The sequence below is a fragment of the Streptomyces albidus (ex Kaewkla and Franco 2022) genome, assembly GCF_013870515.1.
GTDB classification, from domain to species: domain Bacteria; phylum Actinomycetota; class Actinomycetes; order Streptomycetales; family Streptomycetaceae; genus Streptomyces; species Streptomyces albidus.
Map to the genome: position 1 here is coordinate 1 of NZ_JACBXA010000369.1, position 4,092 is coordinate 4,092.

Here is a 4,092-nt window from a genome sequence, read left to right on the forward strand (position 1 = left end):
GCCCGTTCAGCGGGCAGTCGGCCGGCGCAGGGTCCTACGGGCAGGGCCACGGTCCGGACGAAAGCCCGGACACGGACCGGGACACGGACCGGGACACCCTGCGCCGCGGCAGCCCTTCACGGGGACGCAGGGGCGCCCTTGTCGCTGCCGCAGCGGTGGCCGTTCTGCTGACCGGTGCCGGAGCGACGTACACCGTCATGGCGCAGGACGGCGACGGGGGGACCGGGGCGGCCGAGAGCTCCGGGAAGAGAGGGAGTTCGGACTCCGAGGGAGCGGACGCCAGGAAGGACGCCGACCGCAAATCGGGTGACAGCGACCCCTCGCCGAGCGGCCCCGGATCCGACGGTCCCAAGGCCGGCGCGGCGGCAGGCGGTCCGGCCGGCGGGCAGGACGACGGTCGTCAGGGTGGCGACGGAGACGAGGACGACAAGGGTTCCGGTGGCGGCTCCGACTCGGGCGGAACCGGCTCGGACGCGGGAGACGGCGGTGGGTCGACGGGTGGCGGCGCGGCCTCCGGCGGCGGACCCGCCCCCGCACCGGCCTGTCACCCCAGCGGCGGCGGCAAGTACGACTGCTCCACGTGGCAGACGGCCACCTCGTACGACGGAGGCCACCAGCCCGTCGGACAACTCAACGCCGGCAACAACTACTTCTTCTGCCAGTCGAAGCTCTCACACCGGGAGACCTCAGGACGCTGGACGAACGTCTGGTGGGCGAAGACCGACGACGACAGCGGCAACTCGGACGTCTATTTGAGCGTCGTGTACATCAGAGGCGGCGGCAACGACGAGCCCCTGCCCGGGCTGCCCACCTGCTAGGCCGTGTTACTGAAGGAAGGTGGTGAGCCGGGCGCGCCCCGGACTTCGCCGCCGAGCAGCGCCATTCCCTGTACGGGCCACACCTCCCGCCTGGGACGGTGCAGCCGTGTGGTGTCCATCTCGCTGCGCAAACTGTTGGCTCGTGTGCCTGTCTGGGATGTCAACGCGCACCGACGGTTTCCCGTTCTACCGAGGACTGAGCCGTGGCCGACCGACCTGAGATTGTCTGCATCTGCGGTTCCACCCAGTTCGTGGACGAGATGCGTGCGGCGAACCGTGATCTGACCTTCGCAGGTGTCATCGTCCTCGCGCCAGGCGAAGCAGACGAGTTGATCACCAACGAGCAGAAGACCGCGCTGGACGCGCTCCACCTGCGCAAGATCGACCTGGCTGACCGGGTTCTGGTCGTCAACCCCGGCGGGTATGTGGGCGAGTCCACGAGCAGGGAGATCGCGTATGCCCACGCCACCGGGAAGCCGATCTCGTTCACCGATCCCGTCTGACCAGTAGGCGCTTCGTGGTGCGCGCGGGCAACGAGTCTCGGTGAGCCAGACGGCCCAGTTGTCCCCGGTCATGAGGCCCGCCCGCGCATCCGGTATACCTGCCGCATGGACGACCAGGCCTTCCTCGATCACGTCGCCGACGAACTCGCCGCGCTGCCCGCCGTACTCGCCGTGGCTCTGGGCGGATCCCGCGCCCTGGGAACCCAACGTGCCGACAGCGACTGGGACTTCGCCCTCTACTACCGGGGAGAGTTCGACCCGGAGGCGCTGCGTGCGGTCGGCTGGCCCGGAGAGGTCAGCGAGGTCGGCGGGTGGGGCGGAGGCGTCTTCAACGGCGGCGCCTGGCTCACAGTTGACGGCCGCAGGACCGACGTGCACTACCGCGATCTCGACGTCGTGGAAGCCGAGTTGGCCGAGGCGGAGGCGGGCAGGTTCCACCGCGAGCCCCTGATGTTCCATCTGGCGGGGATTCCGAGCTACCTCGTCGTCGGCGAGCTCGCGCGCAACAACGTTCTGCGCGGCCGGCTGCCGCGCCCGTCCTATCCGCCGGCACTGCGCGTGGAGGCGTCGGCACGGTGGAGGGAGACGGCCCGGATGACGCTGTCGTACGCCGGCACGTACAACGCCCCGCGAGGCGGGCACACCGAGGTCGCGGGGGCGATCGCCGTCGCCGCGATGCAGCAGGCGCATGCCGTCCTCGCGGCGCGCGGCGAGTGGGTCACCAACGAGAAGACACTCCTGGAGCAGGCCGGGCTGCGGGGCGTCGACGACGTACTGGCGTCACTGAGTCCGGAGCCCGACGCGCTGCTGAGAGCTGTGGAGGAGGCCGGCGCACTCTTCGAGTCGGTCTTCCCGGGGTGAGCAATCGCCGTATGCCGGTGGGCAATTGGCAGGACCGTTGGCCGGACGAGCGCGAGAGGCCAGGTGAACCGTCAGTCGCTGGGCGGCAGTTCGCCCGAGCCCCGGGCTATGAGCCGGGTCGGGTGCGTCATCCGGCGCGGCGGATCGTCCACGCCCTCAAGCCTGCGGAAGAGCAGTTCCGCGGCCGCACGCCCCAGTTGGGCGGGGTCCTGGGCGATCACGGTCACCGCGGGCGAGAGCAGGTCGGCCAGCTCGAAGTCGTCGAACCCGACGAGCGCGACCGGGCGGTCCAGTTCGGCGAGCACTCGCACGAGCGTCACAGTGACCCGGTTGTTGCCCGCGAACAGAGCGGTGACCCGCTCCGGCCCTTCGAGCATGCGCTCGGCGTCGGCCCGTACGCGCCCGGGGTCGGTCGCACCAGGAGCCAGCCAGCCCTCGGCGACCGGCAGTCCGGCTTCCGACATCGCCGCGCGGTAGCCGCGGAGCCGCTCGTGAGCGGTGTGGATGCCGGGCCGGTCGCCGATGAAGCCGATGCGCCTGTGACCGTGCGCGATCAGATGGGAGACGCCGTCCCGGGCGCCCGCGAAGCTGTCGGCGAGGACCAGGTCGGCGTCGATGTGCCCCGGCGGCCGGTCGACGAACACGGTGGCCACCCCCGCGGCTATCTCCGGCTCCAGGTACCGGTGGTCGTCGCTGGCCGGAACGATGACGAGGCCGTCCACGCGGCGGGCGCACAGCGCGAGGACCAACTCCTGCTCCCGGCCGGGGTCTTCGGCGCTCGAGCCGTTGATCAGCAGTGCGCCGTGCGCGCGGGCGACCTCCTCGACGGCGCGGCTGAGCGGCGCGTAGAAGGGGTCGGCGAGATCCTCGAGCACCAGCCCGATGCTGGCCGTGCGGCCCTTGCGGAGGATGCGGGCGCTGTCGTTGCGCCGGAAGCCGAGGGCGCTGATCGATTCCTGCACGCGGCGTTCGGTGTCGGGGGAGACCCCCGCCTCCCCGTTGACCACCCGGGAGACGGTCTTGAGGCCGACTCCCGCCCGGGCGGCGACATCCTTCATGGTGGGCCGGTTCCCGTAGCGGCGCTCGGGGGTACGGGCTGAGGCGGAGCGTGCGGTCTCGGGCACGGGCGTCGGTTCCCTCTCAGGGGGCGTTGCAAGGGCAGCGAGCAGCATAGCCCGCCCGCACACAGTCTGGACAACGTTGTCACCAGCGTCCAGACTGGGCTTCTGACCGTTCCCGGCCGGGGACGGGTCGCTCGTCCCGTCCTCAGGAGAACATCACCCATGCACACGGACCTCGTGGTCGCGCTCGACATCGGCGGCACCAAGATCGCGGGTGCTCTGGTGGACCGTGGCGGTGACCTGGTCGTACGGGCACAGCGCCCCACGCCTCAGTGTGCGCACGGGGATCAGGTCATGGGTGCTCTCGGCGAGGTACTGGACGAGCTGGCGGCCTCCCCGTCCTGGCCGGGCGCGGGCGCCGTGGGCATCGGCAGCGCGGGCCCCGTGGACGCCAAGGCGGGTACCGTCTCTCCGGTCAACATCCCCGGGTGGCGCGAGTATCCACTGGTCGAGGGCGTGCGCAAGCGCACGGACGGGCTGCCCGTCACACTCGTCGGCGACGGCGTGGCCATGGCGGCGGCGGAACACTGGCAGGGCGCCGCGCGGGGACGTACCGGCGCGCTGTGCATGGTGGTCTCGACCGGCGTCGGCGGTGGCCTCGTCCTCGGCGGGGAACTGCACCCGGGCCCCAGCGGCAACGCCGGTCACATCGGCCACATCAGCGTCGACCTGGACGGTGACAGCTGCCCGTGCGGTGGCCGCGGCTGCGTCGAACGCATCGCCAGCGGCCCCTGGAGAAGTAGCGCTGTGCGGCGGCTTCGATCCCGTACGCCTGCTGCCCGAAGAAGG

The 4,092-nt window shown here is 71.3% G+C and carries 4 protein-coding genes and 1 pseudogene; 4 read left to right on the forward strand and 1 reads right to left on the reverse strand.

The window, feature by feature from the left end:
- The 3 genes and pseudogenes from H5J26_RS28955 to H5J26_RS28965 form a co-directional block, all read left to right on the forward strand.
- A pseudogene (locus tag H5J26_RS28955) lies at nucleotides 1-818 on the forward strand (serine/threonine protein kinase); the annotation flags it as partial.
- A 203-nt stretch (nucleotides 819-1,021) separates the two neighbouring features.
- Entirely contained in the window at nucleotides 1,022-1,321 is a 300-nt protein-coding gene (locus H5J26_RS28960; protein WP_181768931.1) for a hypothetical protein, read from the forward strand.
- Nucleotides 1,322-1,426: 105 nt separating this feature from the next.
- On the forward strand, nucleotides 1,427-2,182 hold the full coding sequence (locus H5J26_RS28965; protein ID WP_181768932.1) for a nucleotidyltransferase domain-containing protein: 756 nt from the start codon (nucleotides 1,427-1,429) through the stop codon (nucleotides 2,180-2,182).
- A 71-nt stretch (nucleotides 2,183-2,253) separates the two neighbouring features.
- Here H5J26_RS28965 and H5J26_RS28970 read toward each other — a convergent pair whose 3' ends face one another.
- Nucleotides 2,254-3,306 (reverse strand): LacI family DNA-binding transcriptional regulator, encoded by a 1,053-nt coding sequence (locus H5J26_RS28970; protein WP_309238106.1) that lies wholly within the window; start codon nucleotides 3,304-3,306, stop codon nucleotides 2,254-2,256.
- A gap of 159 nt (nucleotides 3,307-3,465) precedes the next feature.
- On the opposite strand from H5J26_RS28970, the gene H5J26_RS28975 reads away from it, so the two are divergent.
- Nucleotides 3,466-4,092 (forward strand): ROK family protein (locus H5J26_RS28975; RefSeq protein ID WP_181768934.1); only part of this gene is annotated, 627 nt, incomplete at its 3' end.

What these genes read in the sequence shown, in the direction of transcription:
- H5J26_RS28965 (WP_181768932.1), top strand. Translation starts at nt 1,427, where the DNA reads ATGGACGACCAGGCCTTCCTCGATCACGTCGCCGACGAACTCGCCGCG.